This window comes from Kitasatospora sp. NPDC004615, from assembly GCF_042873545.1.
In the GTDB taxonomy this organism is placed as follows: Bacteria; Actinomycetota; Actinomycetes; order Streptomycetales; family Streptomycetaceae; genus Kitasatospora.
The window spans coordinates 1494883-1510150 of sequence record NZ_JBIALQ010000001.1; the positions used below are offsets into that span (position 1 = coordinate 1494883).

14 protein-coding genes, 1 tRNA gene and 1 pseudogene are annotated in these 15268 nt (G+C 71.3%); 9 read left to right on the forward strand and 7 right to left on the reverse strand.

What is annotated here, in order from left to right; all coding sequences use genetic code 11:
* Window positions 1-8: 8 nt before the first annotated feature.
* Together ACFYS8_RS06600 and ACFYS8_RS06605 are read left to right on the forward strand one after the other, a co-directional pair.
* On the forward strand, window positions 9-1361 hold the full coding sequence (locus ACFYS8_RS06600; RefSeq protein ID WP_387636594.1) for a serine/threonine-protein kinase: 1353 nt from the start codon (window positions 9-11) through the stop codon (window positions 1359-1361).
* Window positions 1362-1530: 169 nt separating this feature from the next.
* Complete coding sequence (locus ACFYS8_RS06605) at window positions 1531-2601, forward strand: BTAD domain-containing putative transcriptional regulator (protein WP_387636597.1); 1071 nt, start codon at window positions 1531-1533, stop codon at window positions 2599-2601.
* Between the two features lie 49 nt (window positions 2602-2650).
* On the opposite strand, the gene ACFYS8_RS06610 is transcribed toward ACFYS8_RS06605, so the two are convergent.
* The 3 genes from ACFYS8_RS06610 to ACFYS8_RS06620 all read right to left on the reverse strand — a co-directional run bounded on the left by ACFYS8_RS06610 (window position 2651) and on the right by ACFYS8_RS06620 (window position 7011).
* Window positions 2651-3733 carry an alpha/beta hydrolase gene (locus tag ACFYS8_RS06610; protein WP_387636599.1) on the reverse strand — a complete coding sequence of 361 codons (1083 nt, stop codon included), beginning with the start codon at window positions 3731-3733 and terminating at the stop codon, window positions 2651-2653.
* A 53-nt stretch (window positions 3734-3786) separates the two neighbouring features.
* Window positions 3787-6249, reverse strand: a complete 2463-nt coding sequence (locus ACFYS8_RS06615) for a penicillin acylase family protein (protein ID WP_387636601.1) — start codon at window positions 6247-6249, stop codon at window positions 3787-3789.
* Window positions 6250-6342: 93 nt separating this feature from the next.
* Window positions 6343-7011 carry a cutinase family protein gene (locus ACFYS8_RS06620; RefSeq protein WP_387636880.1) on the reverse strand — a complete coding sequence of 223 codons (669 nt, stop codon included), beginning with the start codon at window positions 7009-7011 and terminating at the stop codon, window positions 6343-6345.
* Between the two features lie 200 nt (window positions 7012-7211).
* Here ACFYS8_RS06620 and ACFYS8_RS06625 point away from each other — a divergent pair, with 200 nt between their 5' ends.
* From ACFYS8_RS06625 to ACFYS8_RS06635, 3 genes and pseudogenes are all read left to right on the forward strand, one after another.
* A complete protein-coding gene (locus ACFYS8_RS06625) occupies window positions 7212-7484 on the forward strand; it encodes a hypothetical protein (RefSeq protein ID WP_387636603.1) in 273 nt (90 codons plus the stop codon).
* A gap of 301 nt (window positions 7485-7785) precedes the next feature.
* Window positions 7786-7929 (forward strand): annotated as a pseudogene (locus ACFYS8_RS06630) (hypothetical protein); the annotation flags it as partial.
* A gap of 229 nt (window positions 7930-8158) precedes the next feature.
* Window positions 8159-8857 (forward strand): site-specific integrase, encoded by a 699-nt coding sequence (locus ACFYS8_RS06635; protein WP_387636606.1) that lies wholly within the window; start codon window positions 8159-8161, stop codon window positions 8855-8857.
* Window positions 8858-8991: 134 nt separating this feature from the next.
* Here the strand turns inward: ACFYS8_RS06635 and ACFYS8_RS06640 are convergent.
* The 3 genes from ACFYS8_RS06640 to ACFYS8_RS06650 all read right to left on the reverse strand — a co-directional run bounded on the left by ACFYS8_RS06640 (window position 8992) and on the right by ACFYS8_RS06650 (window position 11134).
* Window positions 8992-9065 (reverse strand) — tRNA-Pro (locus ACFYS8_RS06640).
* A 138-nt stretch (window positions 9066-9203) separates the two neighbouring features.
* Window positions 9204-10466: an MFS transporter gene (locus ACFYS8_RS06645; RefSeq protein WP_387636883.1), complete on the reverse strand. Its 1263-nt coding sequence runs from the start codon at window positions 10464-10466 to the stop codon at window positions 9204-9206.
* 95 nt (window positions 10467-10561) lie between these two features.
* Complete coding sequence (locus tag ACFYS8_RS06650) at window positions 10562-11134, reverse strand: TetR/AcrR family transcriptional regulator (RefSeq protein ID WP_387636609.1); 573 nt, start codon at window positions 11132-11134, stop codon at window positions 10562-10564.
* Window positions 11135-11312: 178 nt separating this feature from the next.
* Here ACFYS8_RS06650 and ACFYS8_RS06655 point away from each other — a divergent pair, with 178 nt between their 5' ends.
* Window positions 11313-12032 carry an SDR family oxidoreductase gene (locus tag ACFYS8_RS06655; protein WP_387636611.1) on the forward strand — a complete coding sequence of 240 codons (720 nt, stop codon included), beginning with the start codon at window positions 11313-11315 and terminating at the stop codon, window positions 12030-12032.
* A gap of 78 nt (window positions 12033-12110) precedes the next feature.
* Here the strand turns inward: ACFYS8_RS06655 and ACFYS8_RS06660 are convergent, their stop codons facing one another.
* Window positions 12111-12725 carry a YbhB/YbcL family Raf kinase inhibitor-like protein gene (locus tag ACFYS8_RS06660; protein ID WP_387636614.1) on the reverse strand — a complete coding sequence of 205 codons (615 nt, stop codon included), beginning with the start codon at window positions 12723-12725 and terminating at the stop codon, window positions 12111-12113.
* A gap of 133 nt (window positions 12726-12858) precedes the next feature.
* Here ACFYS8_RS06660 and ACFYS8_RS06665 point away from each other — a divergent pair, with 133 nt between their 5' ends.
* The 3 genes from ACFYS8_RS06665 (at window position 12859) to ACFYS8_RS06675 (ending at window position 15262) form a co-directional block, all read left to right on the forward strand.
* Window positions 12859-13734 (forward strand): helix-turn-helix domain-containing protein, encoded by an 876-nt coding sequence (locus tag ACFYS8_RS06665; RefSeq protein ID WP_387636617.1) that lies wholly within the window; start codon window positions 12859-12861, stop codon window positions 13732-13734.
* A 32-nt stretch (window positions 13735-13766) separates the two neighbouring features.
* Complete coding sequence (locus ACFYS8_RS06670; RefSeq protein WP_387636619.1) at window positions 13767-14210, forward strand: very short patch repair endonuclease; 444 nt, start codon at window positions 13767-13769, stop codon at window positions 14208-14210.
* 92 nt (window positions 14211-14302) lie between these two features.
* Window positions 14303-15262 carry a DNA cytosine methyltransferase gene (locus tag ACFYS8_RS06675; RefSeq protein WP_387636622.1) on the forward strand — a complete coding sequence of 320 codons (960 nt, stop codon included), beginning with the start codon at window positions 14303-14305 and terminating at the stop codon, window positions 15260-15262.
* Window positions 15263-15268: the final 6 nt, after the last annotated feature.

Genomic DNA, 15268 nt, shown 5'->3' on the forward strand with positions numbered 1-15268 from the left:
GGGCTCCGATGGTGCACGACCCGTCCTGCCACGGGGACGGCGAGGACCTGCTGCCACCCGGCCACCGGATCGGCGACTGGACCGTCACCGAGCCGATCGGCGAAGGCGGCTGGGCGACGGTCTACGCCGCCCGCCGAGCCGATGGAACGACCGGCGGGGACGGAGAGGACGGCTCGGTCGCCCTCAAGGTGCTGCCGACCGCCGGACTCGCCCCCCGCCAAGCCCGTCAGGTCACCGAAGCCGCCCGCCGCGAGGCCGAGTTGGGCCGCACCGCCCCGCACCCCCGGCTGGTCCGCCTGCTCGACACCCTGGTACTGGCCGCCCCCGACCACCCCGCGCTCGACGGCGCCATCGTCCTGGTCATGGAACGCGCCCGGTGCACCCTGCGCGACCTGCTCGCCACCGGCGTCGACGAGGCCCAGGGCGCCCGGATCATCGTCGGCATCTGCGAGGGCCTGGCCCACCTGCACCGCTCCGGCTGGGTCCACACCGACCTCAAGCCCGAGAACGTCCTGATCGGCCGGAACGGCGAGGTCCGCCTCTCCGACTTCGGCCTCGCCATCGAACTCACCGGCACCCACGGCCACGCCGCCCCCATGGGCACCCCCGACTACCTCCCGCCGGAACGCTGGAAGGCGCCGCTCGGTGCGGACGGCGTCAAGATCCGGGCCACCGCCGATATCTGGGCGCTCGGCATCGTGATCCACGAGGTGTTCGCCGCCGGCGTCCCGCCCTTCCCGGGCGCGACCCCCACCGCCCGCAGCGCCGCCGCCCAGCAGTACGCCGAGGGCCGCGCGGCCCTGCGGCTGGCCCCGGTCGTCCCGCCGTTCTGGCGCGACCTCGCCGCCGACTGCCTCGCCCCCACCCACGCCGCCCGCGCCCCGCACACCGCCGAGAGCCTGCTCGCCCGGATCCGCGCCCACCGCCCGGGCCGCCGCCCACGACCGCGCACCGCCCTGCTGGTCCTCGCCACCTGCGCCACGGCCGCCGTCACCGCCACCGCCACCGCGCTCTGGCCGCACCCCGCTCCGGCCCGACAGCCGGCCGAACGCCCGGCTCACATCAGGGTGTTCAACGCCGAACGCAGCTGCCAGGACCGCGCCGACCGCGACCCCCAGTGCAGCCTCGGCCTCGCCGTCGACCCGACGCGCCCGTACACCGCCGACAACGTCATCCCCACCCGCGTCTGGCACAACGACGTCCTCGACGCGGACTGCCAACTCCCCACCGGCCTCCCGGTCATCGACGAGGAGGACCGCACCTCCACCCTCTGGTACCGCATCCGCCTCCCCGGCCCCGCCACGGCCTGGCTCCCCGCCGTCCGCACCAAGGACCGGCCCACCCTCGTCGGCTGCCCCTGACCGGGAAGCCCCGACCAGGAACCCTGACCAGGCGCGCATGCCCCACTGCCTGCGGCGCGGACCGGCGGCCGCGCGCCTCCGGATCGTTCCGGATTCCGGTCCCTGAGTCCCCGTCACTACCTTCGACCGTGCCCGCCGGACCGGCCGGCCCGGAGTCCAGGGAGCAGCGATGCCGACGACCGCCACCACCAGCCGGCCCGGCTCCGCCCTGCTCGGCCCCCAGGAGCGCGAGGTGCTCCGCGCGGTCGGCTGCGGCCTACGGGACGACGAGATCGCCGCCGCCCTCGCCCTCACCGAGGACGCCGTGGCCGGACAGCTCGTGCGGATCCTCGGGAAGCTGGGGCTGCGCGACCGGGCCGCCGCCATCGTCCACGCCTTCGACTGCGGGCTGGTCTCCCCCGGCTGCGGCCCCCGGACCGGGCTGGGGAGCCCGGTGCCGCAGCGCACCGCCCGCCGTACGGCCGGACCGAAGGTGCAGATCTCCGTGCTCGGACCGCTGCGGGCCTGGCGGGACGGACGGCCGCTGGACCTGGGGCACCTGCGCCAGCAGGCCGTGCTGGCGGCGCTGGCGCTGCGCGCGGGGCGGACGGCCAGTCAGCAGGAACTGCTGGACGGGGTGTGGGGGTCGGAGCCACCGGTCACCAACGTGGTGCCGGTGCACGTCTACCGGCTGCGCAAGACCCTGCGGATCGGGGACAGTCCGGACTCGGTGATCGGGCACGACCGGCGTGGCTACCGGCTGGTCGCCGACGCGGCCGAGGTGGACCTGGCCCGGATGGAGAGCCTGGTCACCGATGCCGGGGCGGCCCATCGGGCGGGAGACCCGGTCGAGGCGGTCCGCCTCTGCACCCGGGCGCTGGACCTGTTCCGCGGGGAGCTGCTGGCCGGCCTGCCCGGTCCGCTCGCCGAGTCGGAGCGGCTGCGGCTCGCCGAGCGCAGGATCGCCGTCGCACAGCGGAAGTCGGAGTGGCAGCTAGGGCTGGGTCAGTGCGCGGAGGCGATCGCCGAGTTGTCCGCGCTGTCCGCCGAACACCCCCTGAACGAGCCGGTGGCGGCGATGCTGATGGGTGCGCTGTACCGGTGCGGCCGGCAGGCCGACGCCCTGGCCGTGTTCGGCCGCGCGCGCCACCGGCTGGCCGAGGAGCTGGGGGTTCCGCCGAGCCGGATGCTGCGGCGGACGTACCAGATGATCCTGTGCGGGGACGAAGCCGGCCTGGGCCTCACCGCCGTCACGCGGTGAGGCCCGGGCCGGCCGTGGCGCCCCGGTCACCGGGGCATCACGGTCACGGTCAGGAGGCGAAGGCCCGTTCCAGCCGGGGGATCAGGTCCCTGAGGTCCTGTTCCCAACAGCCGGCGCTGTGGCCGCCGTTGCACTGGGTGCCCCAGGCCGAGCCGTCGCCGTAGTCGACGTAGTAGTAGGGCATTCCCAGGGCGTCCATGTGGTCCTTGACGTGCTTGGAGGCGCCTTCGAGCCAGAACTCCAGGTCGGTGGGCACGCCGCGGCCGTTGCCCACGTAGATGGAGACCCCGACACCGGAGAGCTTGTCCATGTGCTGCGACGGGTCGGCCGCGTTCCACCGCCAGTCCGCGTTGAACACCGGGTAGGGCGTTCCGAACAGGGCGTCGCTGTCCACACCGGGCTTGTACGGGTCGTTGTTCGGGTCGCCGCAGAACCCGGAGGCCGAGCCGCAGAGCGCCCCCTGCGCGTCGATCAGGGAGGCGACGACGGCCAGCCGCAGGTCCATGGAGTCGACCGACAGATCGATGTCCCCGGACAGGGACGCGGTCTGGCTGAACAGCTCGGGACGGTCCTGGGCGTAGTGGAGGGCCCCGAACCCGCCCATCGAGACGCCGGCGATCGCCCTGGCCTTCTTGGTGGCGACGGTCCGCAGGTTCGCGTCGATGAACGGGATCACCTGGTTGAGGTGGAAGTTCTCCCAGTTCTGGGCTCCGACCTGGGTGTTCTGGTTGAGCCAGTTGGCGTACCAGCCCCGGGGGCCGCCGTCCGGGATGACGGTGATCATGGAGTTCGAGCTGGTCAGCGCCGGATAGTTCTGCTGGACGGGATCGTCGGGCGAACCGTGCAGGAAGTACAGCACGGGGTAGCGCCTGGCCGGGTCGTCGTAGTAGCCGCTCGGCAGGACGATCTTGATGTGGTGTTTGCCGGTGACCTCGGGCGTGGTCACGGTGAGGTAGAAGTTGGTCGGTCCGCCCACGGCCGGTTCGACCTGGGTCAGGCCGAACCTGTCCGCCATCGGCGGCGGCGCCCCGGTGCCACCGGCGGCCCGCACCGCACTCGTGGTCGTGGCCGTTCCCACGATGGCGGCCAACAGGGCCACCACCATGCGCCACCGGCTCCATGTCCTGCTCACGGTGTTCCCTCCTCGTGGGTGTCGCGGGTGTCGTGCTCGCGCGGCGCGGAACATCAGTCCAGCACCTTGATCTCCAGGGCCGGTGAGGCCGCGATCTGGTCCTCCGTGTACCGTTCGGTCACCCACTGGCCGGCCGAGAACAACTTGGTCTGGTCCGCGTAGTGCGGCGAGTTCGGGTTGGCCGACTGGGAGTAGGCCAGCAGCGAGGCGGACTGCGGCGGGCCGTCCGCGGTGAAGCTCGTCTGCTGGATGAAGCTGGAGCCGAAGGTGACGTCCAGCTTGCCGTCGACCGTGCCGAAGGTGACCACGTTCAGCACGCCCAGTTCGTGGATCGCCCCGTGGATCGGGATCTGCTCACCGTTGCGGGTGATCTTCTGGGTGTCCGACAGCGGTGCGTTCAGCGGGATGCCCGCGTTGCGCAGCGCGAGGACGGCCCGGGCGAGCGAGTTGCGGACGGCGTCGTTCCCGGCGTCCAGCGAATTCGGCGTGTGTACCGGGTCCTTGGGGTCGAACGGGACCCGCCACGGCAGTTTCTCGATCGCCTGCCCATTGCCCAGGAAGTACCAGAAGTTCTCGAACAGCAGGGAACCCCGGCTGTCCGTACCGTACTTGTGGTTCCAGGCGGCCAGGATCGGGCAGGCCTCGCTGATGTTGACCAGGTTGCCGTCCACCAGGACCAGCCCGAACGGGGCGCCCTGGCAGGCACTCACCGTGGCATTGAGGGCCAGGTCGGCGGCCCGGCTGTTGTCGGAGAACAGCAGCTGCCGCATGTTCTCCGGGGTGAAGCCCCGTCCCGGCAGGCCGTCGTTGCCGTCGATCCGGTTCCGCGCGGTCAGGATCAGCTCCTGGGTGCGCAGCGTGCGGGCCGTCCCGCTGTCGCCCATCACCCGGGGGTAGGACAGCGGCTGGTCCGGATTGGCCAGCCAGGCACTGTCGTTGGCGTTGCCCACGAAGTCGGACCGGATCAGTCGCGGCTGCTTGTGCGGGTCCAGCAGGCCCGGCGCGACGGCGTTCGGGTCGTTCGGCCAGTCGCACTCGCTGCGCTTGCCGTCGAAGATGGAGATCGGCGGCACGTTGGGCAGCCGCAGTACCTGGTTGAACAGCGCCTGGCCGGTCAGGGTGAGGCACGACTGGGCGTGCTCGTCGGTGATGTTCGGGGCGGCCTGGATGTCCGCGTACAGCGCGTTGCCCTTGCGGTCGGTGGCGACGGTGTTGAAGAAGGGCACGCCCTCCGTCGTCTCCAGGGCGTTCACCACGTCGTTGACGTCCTTGGCCTGGTCCAGACGGAACCAGGTGTTCAGGGCCCGCAGGTTGTCCATGTTCGCGTCGCGCACCGCGTGGGCGCTCACCACCCAGGGCAGCGGGTAACCCTGCATCGAGGTGGTGATCGGGCCGTAGCGGGTGGACCACAGTGTCCTGGTGACCCTGCCGAGGGAGCCGTCCGGGTTCAGCACGTCGACGCCGACCTGCTGCGAGGTCATCGGCGTCCAGGCGCCGTCCACCAGGTAGTTGGTGGGGTGCAGCGGGTCCACCTGCACGTCGAACAGCCCGAACGGGGCCACCGTGGCGACGGTGTGGCTCCAGGCGACGTCGTCGGTGTGGCCGATGTTCACCGCGGGGAGGCCGAGCAGGCTGGCCCCCGAGACGTTGAACTTGCCCGGGATGGTCAGCTGGCTCTGCCACATCCGGTTCTTGCCCTGCCACGGGAAGTGCGGGTTGGCCAGCAGCATGCTGGTGCCGCTGCCCGCGGACATGCCCTGCGAACCGACCGCCAGGGCGTTGCTGCCCATGGCGCCCTGCTGATGGCTGGCGGCGATCGCCTCGCTGATCTTCGCCGCGGTCTCCTCCGGCGACACGGCCGGGGCGGCGGGGGCTGCCGAGGCCGAGGCTCCAGGGGGTGCGGCGTTCACCTCGCCCTCCAGCAGCGGATCGGCGACGCCCATGATGATCTCGGCGTGGGCGTGCCGGTAGACGTCCAGCTCGGTGATCGGCCACACCCAGGCCTTGCCTCGGCATGCCGGGTCGGAGATGTTGTCCACGCCGGTCTCGGCCAGGTAGCGGTTGTACCCCCGGACGTAGCCGCTGATGGCCTCCTTGACCTCCGGTTCCGGCCCGTTGGGGGCGGGCTGTTCGAGCTGCCGCTCCACCACCCGGTTGTCGTTGATCCGCTGGAAGTAGAAGTCGCTGTTGAGGTTGGTGGTGGTGTTCTGGTTCTGGCCGGGGCTCGTCCTGCCGTCCGGCCCCAGGTAGCGGGACCGCTGGGCGTTCACCATCAGGTAGGTGTCGGCCAGGGTGCAGATGTTGTCCTTGGCCGCGGCATACCCGTAGCCCTCCCCGATCCCTCCGAGGGTCGAGGCGATGATGTGCGGGATCCCGTACTCGGTGTACCGGATCGTCGGCTTGTCCGGCCCCGGTGCGGCGGCGGCCGGTGCCCCGACCGCCGCCATCGTGCTCATCAGTGCCATCGCGGCCATGACCGCGATCGGCAGCCTTCCCTTGACTCTCCTGCGTGCCATCGGCCGTCCTTCCCCTGTCGGTCCGGGCACTTGACTGAACGCGGCCAGACTAGGGAGGGTCGATGACAACCCGATGAAGCGGGCGCCCCGTGGTTACGCGGGGTACCAGGCGCCGTTGTACCAAACCTCGTTGGCACTGTCGTTGTGGTGGTCCATGTTGAAGTCTTCGGGGTAGTTGTGGATGTGGTTGTACGGGTAGGTCCAGATGCCGGCGGACTCGTCGCAGACGTAGTCCCAGTGGCAGATCGTCTTGACGGGGATGTTGCCGAAGAACTTGTCGGCGCCGGCGAGCGGGGCGCCGATGACGCCGCCGAACGGCACCGCCCCGCCGTTGGCTCCGGGCGGGCCCTGACGCTTGGGGTCCGAGATGAGGATGGCGTTGACGTTGCCGAAGGTCTGCCAGTTCTCGGTGACCCAGACGTGCACCACGCCGGCCCCCAGGGAGTACCCGGCCATCTTGACGTGCTGGTCCGGACAGGCGGCGCGCTGGTCACGGACCAGCCGGTTCAGCTCGTTGACGCCCGCCCGGGTGCTCGCGCCGTTGGGGATCTGGGTGGGATAGCCGACGTGCTGCTGGATATTGCCGGTGAAACCATCGTTGTTCCACGAGCTGCCGGTGCCCCCGACGACGATCGTGTAGGTGCCGTCGCACGGAGCGGTCACGCGTGTGGCGGCAGCCTGTGCCGTGGCCCCCTGTGCCGCCGTGAGCCCGACGGTCAGCAAGAGTCCGGCCGCCGCGGCCACAATCCTTCGTGCTCGCATGTCAATCCTCCCAAAGCAGTTGGCCCACCCGTCCACGCTCCGGCGCGGCACCCGGTCGACCGAGGTCACCCGTCGACCGTGGCAGCACCCGATGACATCCCGATGAAGCCTCACCCGAGCGCAGCGGACCGCCCCTCGTCCCGGCCCCCGAGCACATCGACACCGAGCGTCCGACCCGCAACCCCACGAAGCCCCCGCTCATGCCCCGGCCCGCGGCGGCCGAGCGGCATCTGTGGACCGAGGAGCAGGCGGCTCGCTTTCTGCGCTTCACCCATCTCGTCGGCCCTCTGTATGCCGACCCCGCTGAGCCGGTGATCGGCACCGGCAAGCGCAAGGGCGAGGCCCTGGCCCTGCGCCGGGACGACATCGCTCAATGCCGAGGTCACCACCGGCGCTCTCCGAGCACTTGTCGCCACGACAAGGGATCGGCGCAGGTCAGAAAGCATCTTCACCCTCCCCTGAGCGCGAAGTGATCCCGCACTCTCGACTTTCACACGCAAGAGGAGATCATGGGCATGACAATTTATATCTCAAAAAGAACCGGACGCGATCACCATGCGCTCCGCAGCCCACGGCGGACACGTCTACCGCCGGTGCGGCTGCCGCGACCAGAACGGCAAGCAACTCGGAGCCCACTGCCCCAAGCTCGCCACCGACCCCGATCACGGCACCTGGACCTTCGCCCTCGACCTGCCCTCCCCCACCAAGCACCGCCTCGTCATCCGCCGCGGCGGCTACCCCACCGTCGACGAAGCCCGGGCGGCCCTGCACCGGATGATCGAAAGCGAGGCCGCCGGCTTCACCGCCGACCCCAACCAGACCGTCGCCGACTACCTCACCGGCTGGCTCGGGGACAAGAAGCTCACCCTCAAGCCCACCACCTACGTCCGCTACCGCGACTACGTCACCCAAGACCTCATCCCAGCCCTGGGCCAGGTGAGACTTGACGACCTCCAGTACTCCCACATCGCCGCCTTCACCCACGCCCAACTCGCCGACGGACGCGGCAGGGTGACCGTCCACCACATCCTCGCCACGCTCTCCAGCGCCCTCGGCGAAGCAGTCCGCCACCACCGGATCCCCCTACAACCCGGCCCGGCCCACCGTCATCCCCCGCCCCGCCGCGGCCGAACGACAGATCTGGACCGTGCAGGACGCCACCCGCTTCCTCCACCACTGCCGCATCACAGACCCGGCCTTCGCCGACCTCATCGAAGTCCTCATCGGCACCGACATCAGCAAAGGCGAAGCCCTCGGCCTCCACTGGACCGACGTCCACCTCCCCGAACGCGTCCTCTACATCCAGTACACGCTCTCGGCCATCGACAACAACAAGATCGTCCTCACCACGCCCAAAACCCGCAGCAGCAAGGGCCGGGTCGCCATCTCACCACGCGTCGCCCAAGCCCTACGCAACCGCGCCGGCGACAAAGGCCCGACCCTCACACGCGCGAACCGCGGCGGCTACGTCTTCCACCACCCCGACGGCACGCCCCTCCACCCCGAATACGTCCTCAACCACTTCCACTACCTCAGCCGCGAGTTCGGCCTCCCCCGCACCACCATCCACGACCTGCGCCACCTCGCCGCCACCGTCTCCATCACCAGCGGCGTCCCCCGCCCCATCGTCTCCAAGACCCTGCGGCACTCCACCCTGCCCACCACCGCGAACATCCACGGCCACCTCACCACCGACGCCGCCCGCCGAGCCGTCAACGCCATCGACGAAGCCCTCACCACCGCCACCCTCGACACACCAACCGGAGCGATCACACCAGGCACACACATCCCCCGCGCCCACAACCAGCTCACCATCACCGAGAACAACCTGCGGAAGGCAGCCTGACCGGCAATCAACCCAACCGGTCGACACGACCGAGCGCCTCGGATCTCACAATGCACTCACAAGCCCTGGAGAACACGAAAAAGGCCGCTCCCACTTCTCAGTGGAAACGGCCTCCGACCTGCGAAAACTCGCGGTCGGGACGACAGGATTTGAACCTGCGACCCCTTGACCCCCAGTCAAGTGCGCTACCAAGCTGCGCCACGTCCCGTGGTCGTCTGCCGCGTTGCCCGGTGGGCTTCTTGGCTTTCTGACCTTGTCTCCGGTGTTTCCCGGCGACGTGGAAAACAATACAGCACGTCGGGGGGTGCTCGCTGCCAGGTTTCGGGGGGTGTGGCGGGGGGCGGGGTCAGGGGGTGGGGTGGCGGGCGTCGTAGCGGAGGAAGGCGGGGCGGCGGGTGGCGAGGAGGAGGACGGCGGCGATGCAGGCGAGGCCGCCGGTGAGGATGGAGAGGGTGGGGGTGGTGAGGCTGGCGACGGTGCCGGATTCGAAGTCGCCGAGGCGGGGGCCGCCGGCCACCACCACGATGAAGATGCCTTGGAGGCGGCCGCGCATCTCGTCGGGGGCGGCGACCTGCATCATCGTGTTGCGGAAGATCATCGAGATGGTGTCGGCGCAGCCGGCCGCCGCGAGCAGCAGCAGGCCGAGCGGCAGGTTGTGGACGAGTCCGAAGGCGGCGATGGCGAGGCCCCACGCGGCGACGGCGGCGAGGACCGCGGCGCCGTGCCGGTGGATGCGGCCGATCCAGCCGGAGAAGAGTCCACCGGCCAGGGCGCCGACGGCGGGGGCGGCGACCAGCAGGCCGACGGTGCCGGGGCCGCCGCCGTAGAAGGCGACAGCGATGGCGGGGAAGAGGGCGCGCGGGAGGCCGAAGATCATCGCGGCGAGGTCGGCGAGGAAGGAGGTCCGCAGGTTGGGTTGCTGACGCAGGAAGCGCAGGCCGTCGAGGACGGTGGCGCGTTTGCCGTTCGCAGCCTGTGGTCGCATCGTGGGCAGCCGCCACATCGCGTAGAGGGTGGCGGTGAAGGCTACGGTGTCGACCAGGTACGCGGCCTGGGCGCCGTACGCGGCGATGGCGACGCCGCCGAGCATGGGGCCGACGGTCTGGCCGAGGTTCATGCCGATGGTGTTGAGGGCGTTGGCGGCGGTGAGCTGCTCGCGGGGGACGAGTCGCGGGATCATCGAGGACCGGGCGGGCGAGCTGATGGCGAAGAAGCCGGCCTGGAGGGCGACGGCCGCGTAGAGCAGGGCGACGACGCCGAGGTGGAGCAGGGCCTGGGCGGCGAGCAGGGCGGAGACGGCGGCGAGTCCGCCGGAGCCGATCAGGCCGAGGCGGCGGCGGTCGACCCGGTCGGCGATGGCGCCGCCGTACAGGCCGAAGACGATCAGCGGGAGCAGTGAGCAGAGTCCGACCAGGCCGGTGGCGAAGGTGGAGCCGGTGAGGTCGTAGACCTGGACGGAGACGGCGACGGCGGTCATCTGCTGGCCGATCGCGGAGACCGACTGTCCGAACCACAGCCGCCGGTAGTCGGGGCTGTGGCGCAGCGGCGTCAGGTCGGCGAACGCGCCGCGGGTGAGGCGGCGCAGCCGGGACGGGGTCGCGGAGGGTATGGGCGGTTCAGTGGGCACGTCGCCATGGTCGGCCAGCAGGTCGGCGGCCCTCCGGGCGGGGTGGCGGCGAAGGCGGGGTGGCGGCGAAGGCTGCCTCAGCGCAGCAGCGTCCGGGTCAGGAGTTCGGCGAGTTCGTCGTCGAGTGGCCCGCTGTTGCCCAGCAGCCGGTACCAGAGGGCACCGAACGCGAGGTCGACGGCGGTGGCGGTGGTGAGGTGGGGGGCGAGCAGGCTAGCGGTGCGGGCGCGTTCGACGAGGGTGCCGAGGGCTTCGCGGCGTGGGCGCAGCAGGGTTTCGCGGAAGCGTTCGCCGAAGGCTGGGTCGATCTGTGCCTCGGCCATCAGCGCGCGCAGTGCGTCGGCGGTGCGCGGGGTGGCGGCGGCGAACGTGGCGGCGAGGAAGGTGCGCAGGTCGGCGGCGTGGTCGCCGGTGTCGGGCAGGGGGATGTGCTGCCGGGCGTGGGCGGTGACGGCTTCGAGCAGGACGTCCGCCTTGCCGGGCCACCAGCGGTAGACGGTCTGCTTGCCGGTGCCGGCGCGGGCGGCGATGCCTTCGACGGTGAGGCGGGCGTAGCCGACCTCGTCGAGCAGGTCGAGCGCGGAGCCGAGGATGGCCTGGCGGCTCTCCTCGCTGCGGCGGCGGCCGGGCCGGACGGGCGGTCCCGGCATGGCCGTTGATGCTTCGTCAGTTGTACCACCGAGGGTGGATTTCGCTTGCTCGATCACGGGCAGCACGCTACCGTAATTCGAGACGAGACGTCGCGGTTCGAAATAGCGGGCCGACGGATCGTCAGGAGCGGCCGGGTTCGGCCCGCTTCCACCGACAGGCACAGGGGAGATGGCACAGATGAGTGAGCGCACTGCACTGGTGGTCGGCGGCACCTCGGGCATCGGGCTGGCCACCGCGCGCCGGCTGCACGCGCAGGGCGCTGCGGTCCACGTGGTGGGTCGCAGCAAGGAGCGTCTGGAAGCACTCGCGGTGAGCGACCCGGAGCTGGTCGGCCACCGGGCGGACGGCGGCGACCGCGAGCAGATCGCCGAAGTCCTGCGCACCGTGGGGTCGTTGGACTGGCTGGTGGTCGCACTCAGCGGCGCCGAGGGGGCGGGCCCGTTCGCCGAGCTCGACCTGACCGGGCTGCGCAGCGCCTTCGAGGCCAAGTTCTGGGGGCAGTTGACGACCGTCCAGGCCGCTCTGCCGCACCTGACCGAGGACGGGTCGATCACCCTGGTCACCGCGATCTCGGCCCGGACGGCCCTGCCCGGCACGGCCGGACTCGCGGCGGTGAACGGCGCGCTGGAGTCGATGATCAAGCCGCTCGCCGTCGAACTCGCCCCGCGCCGGGTCAACGCGGTCTCCCCCGGCCTGGTCGCCACCCCGTGGTGGGACGGCATGCCGCAGGAGGCGCGGGAGGCCTACTTCGCCCACGCCGCAGGCCAGTTGCCGGTCCGCCGGGTCGCCGACCCGGAGGACGTCGCGGAGGCGGTCGCCCTGGCCGCCACCAACCGCAACCTCACCGGCACGGTCCTGGAATCGGACGGCGGCCTGCACCTGATTTCCATGAACTGACCTCCCCCGCCCACCAGTTCACGAAGGCCCGGCTCGCAGGCACCCAACTCGTCTGCGGGCCGGGCCCGTTGCAGGCACCTACCGCGCCGCCACCGCCGTGGTCTGCCCGGAGGCCAGCACGTGACCGCCCAACGTGAACGCGGTAACGGCCGGCGGGGTCGCGGCCGGCAGCGCCAGGCTCGGCGTGTCCAGTGCGTAGACGGTGATCCGGTAGCGGTGCGGGCGGTCGCCGGCCGGCGGGCACGGACCCAAGTAGCCTGGCTGACCGGCGTCTTCGGTGCCGGAGACCGCGCCGGGCGGCAGGGTCTCGCCGAGCGCGGTGGCGGTGGCGGGCAGGTCCCAGCTCAGCCAGTGCCAGAAGCCGGAGCCGGTCGGGGCGTCCAGGTCGAACATGGTGACGGCGAAGCTGCGGGTGCCGGCGGGCGCGCCGCGCCACTCCAGTCGCGGCGGTCGGTTGCCGCCGTCGCAGCCGAACGAGTTCGCCCAATTCGCCTGCGGGAACCTGCCGTTCACCAAGTCCGGGCTGGTGACGGTGAACCGCCCGGCATCGACCGGGATCCCCGAGCGCACCGAGACCCGACCGAAGTCGCGGACGGTTACCCGGACTTGGGCGCTCGAATCGGCGGCCCCGAGAAGCGCCAGGGCGGCGGCGGAGCTCAGCAGCAGAGCAGTGGTGCGAGGCAGGCGTGGCACGAGGCATCTCCCTGGTCGGTGTCGATGCCCCAACCCTCGTCCGCTCCAACGCACTTGGGGAGCCACGCCGGATGGTGTCATCCGGCGTACCAGGATCCGCGCTGGACGGCCGCCCGTGCGCATCATCGACACCATGACCGGCACGCCCCAACGAGCGCCCCAGCAGGCCGAACTGGCCGCCTTCCTGCGCGCCAAGCGCACCCGCCTGCAGCCCGAGGACGTCGGCCTCCCGCGCGGGCCGCGCCGCCGCACCCCGGGGCTGCGCCGCCAGGAGGTCGCCCAGTTGGCCGCCGTCAGCGTCGAGTGGTACGTCCGCCTGGAGCAGGGGCGGGTCGGCACCCCGGGCGCAGCCGTCCTGCACGCGCTCGCCGACGCCCTGCGCCTGGCCCCGGACGAGAGCCGCCACCTGCACCTGCTCGCCCGCCGCGAACCCGCACCCTCCGCCCCGGCGCGGACCGACCGGGTGCGACCCTCGCTGCTCCAACTCCTCGACGGCATACCACTGTTCCCCGCCTACCTGACCGACCACCGGCTCGACGTCCTGGCCCACAACGCGGCGGCGCGGGCCCTGTTCGGAACCGGGTTCGGCACCGGCCGGGCCGACAACACGGCGCGCATGCTGTTCCTCGACCCGGCCGCGCGCACCAGCCAGCTCGACTGGTCGCGAGTCGCCCGCGAAACCGTCGGCCACCTCCGGGCCGGCCACGCCCGCCACCCGGGCGATCCCCGCACGGCCGCACTGGTCGCCGAACTGCGCTCCCACAGCCGCGAGTTCGACACCTGGTGGAACGACCACACCGTCCTCGAACGCTCCGCCGGCAGCAAACGCGTCCGCCACCCGGCAGCCGGCGAACTCCGGCTGCGCTACGACATCCTCTCCACCGGACCGGCCGCCGACCACCTGCTGTTCACCATCACCCCGGCCGACCCCACCACCGAACACGCCCTCCGCCGCCTCCTCACCACCACCGCCGTCGGCGCCGACGTCCACCCGATCAGCGCCGCCTGACGCCTGCCGGCGGGCCGGCGGATACTGGCGGTATGTCGCCCACCGCGTCCTCGCCGTCCGTCGCCGCCCGGATGAGCCGGCAGTCCTCCCGGGACACCGCCCAGGAACTCGCGGTCCGACGCCTGCTGTACGCCTCGGGCCTGCGCTACCGGGTCAACGCCCGGGTCCCCGGCATGCCGCGCCGCACCGTCGACATCCTGTTCCTCGGCCCGCGCGTCGCGGTCTTCCTGGACGGCTGCTTCTGGCACGGCTGCCCCGAACACGCCACCAGCCCCAAGGCCAACGCCGAGTGGTGGCGCACCAAACTCGACCGCAACATCTCCCGCGACCACGAAACCACCGCCCACCTCACCGCCGAAGGCTGGACCGTCCTCCGCTTCTGGGAACACCAACCCCCCGAAGAAGTGGCCCGCACCGTCCACGACCTGGTCGTCGCCCGCCGGGGCCTCAGGCACCGGCCCCCGATACAAACGTGACCCCTTTCTCTGCCGGAACGATCTAGTCTGACGACAGACAGTTGCGACGCGCACAAGGCAACGGTGTCCAAGTCGGCCACGGAGGTGGAAGTTTGAGTCCCCGGCGCTTCACATCGCTGGAGATCTGTTCCGGCGCGGGCGCACAGGCGCTCGGGCTGGAACGAGCCGGCTTCGACCCGGTGATGTTGATCGACAGCAAGCCGCATGCGTGCGAGACGATCCGCCGTAATCGGCCGGGCTGGCAGGTGCTCTGCGAGGATTTGATCGATTTCGATCCGGTCGATCATCCAATGGTTTACGACGTGGATCTGCTCAGCGGCGGCCTGCCCCGGATCAGATCGACGGCAGCGGTCCGCCGGGCCGAGGACGAGAGCGAGCGCAGGTTGCTGAAGGCCTCCGTCCTACTGCTGACTGCCGTCCGGCCGCGGGCGCTGTTGTTGGAGAACCTGCCCGACCTGGTCGAGAAGGACGAGTTCGCCGACGACCGGTCATGGATCGAGGAGGAGCTGACACATGCCGGCTACCGGCCCCACTGGCAGGTGCTGAACGCGGCGGACCACGGCGTTCCGCAGAACCGTCGGAGCGGTTTCCTGGTCGCCCTGGCCGACAACTGTCGGGGCGACTTCGTCTGGCCCGAGCCCGGAGCCGGGCCCGCCGTCACCGTCGGCGAGGCCCTCGGCGAGTCGATGGCGACCCATGGATGGCCGGGTGCGCGACGGTGGGCCGAACAGGCCGACCGTCCCGCGCCCGCGCTGGTCGGGGGATCCGACCGCCGAGGTGGCCCGGACCTCGGCCCGACAGGCAGCAAGCGGGCTTGGGCGGCCCTCGGGGTCGACGGCAATGGCATCGCCGACGACTATCCTGCCGTCGACTTCCCGTTCGACGGGGTCCCCCGACTCAACGTTCGCCAGGCCGCTGCGATTCAGGCCATCCCGGAGGACTGGGTCATCCATGGTCGGAAGACACCTGCCTATCGACAGGTCGGGCACGCGATGCCACCTCCGCTGGCCACAGCCGTGGGCCACGCCATCGCTACTGCGCTGGGCGGCTAGGATCTC